The 1,022-nt window shown below is 21.5% G+C and carries 1 protein-coding gene; it reads right to left on the bottom strand.

The genetic code is table 11. The annotated features are described in order from the left end of the window. Window positions 1–11: 11 nt before the first annotated feature. On the bottom strand, window positions 12–1,022 hold a 1,011-nt coding region (locus tag KA878_RS14160), incomplete at its 5' end, for a reverse transcriptase domain-containing protein (protein WP_245336782.1).

The following is a 1,022-nucleotide window of genomic DNA, read 5'->3' as shown; positions in this document are numbered from 1 at the left end:
ATAAAAATAAATTAAGAAATTTGACTTATTATATCTTGCTCATAATTTTTTATTTGATTTAAAATTGTGTATCGGAAAATTCTGTCAATATTTTCTTCATCAGGTTCTTTGTTGTAAAATTCCTTTAAAATACGTTGTTTATTTTCTTTATCTACTTTATTTATATTAAATATATATGTAGATTTTGACAAATTATATTTCATTTCAAAGTAAGTTTTACTAAATTTTTTTAATCCATATAGTCTTACATCATTATCTATTTTGGCGATATTTTTTATTTTATCTCTTACAAATTGATCTAAATGATATAGAACTGTTATATCTGTTATTTGTAGATAATAAAATAACCATCCACGTCTATCATACTTATACTTACTATGAGACTCATTTTGTACCAAACATCCTGTTATTAACAAATTTAAGTTAAAAATCATTTTTTCTATAGTATATTTTCTTTCTTTTTTAAAAACAGTTAGTACATTAATGATTTTTTGTTCAATTTTTAAAACACTTTTTTTATTCATTACAATTTTGAATTCATTTTTAGAAGAGTTTATAGAACCTATTTCGTAACCTAAAAAGTTAAATTTGTCATTATAAATATCACCTATTTTCCCTTTCTGTTCATTTATATCTAAATAAAATTCATCTTTTAACTTGTTTTCTATTTCTTTTTTTAGTGTTTGAGCTTGGGTTTTAGTAGAGCATAATATAAGTAAATCATCAACATAGCGTATATATATCAAATCATCTCTTTTATCATAATATTCATCTAAATCTTTTAAATATATATGAGATAAAATATTAGAAATTGCTATCCCTTGCGGTAATCCTTTACAATTTTTATGGGTATCGAACCCTGTTGGATTCTCAATAGCCTCTGTAATAAGAGACAAGGTTACTTTATCCTTAATTCTTTTTTTAAGTTTTTTTAATAATAATTTATGATTGATAGTGTCAAAAAAACTTTTAATATCTATTTTTAAAAAAATATTATTCCTTTTAATAGCTAAATCTTTCCT

Source organism: Staphylococcus sp. GDY8P57P, assembly GCF_017892585.1.
GTDB lineage: Bacteria > Bacillota > Bacilli > Staphylococcales > Staphylococcaceae > Staphylococcus > Staphylococcus borealis.
The sequence above is the reverse complement of the archived record's forward strand: the minus strand, read 5'-3'. Positions and strand labels throughout refer to the sequence as shown.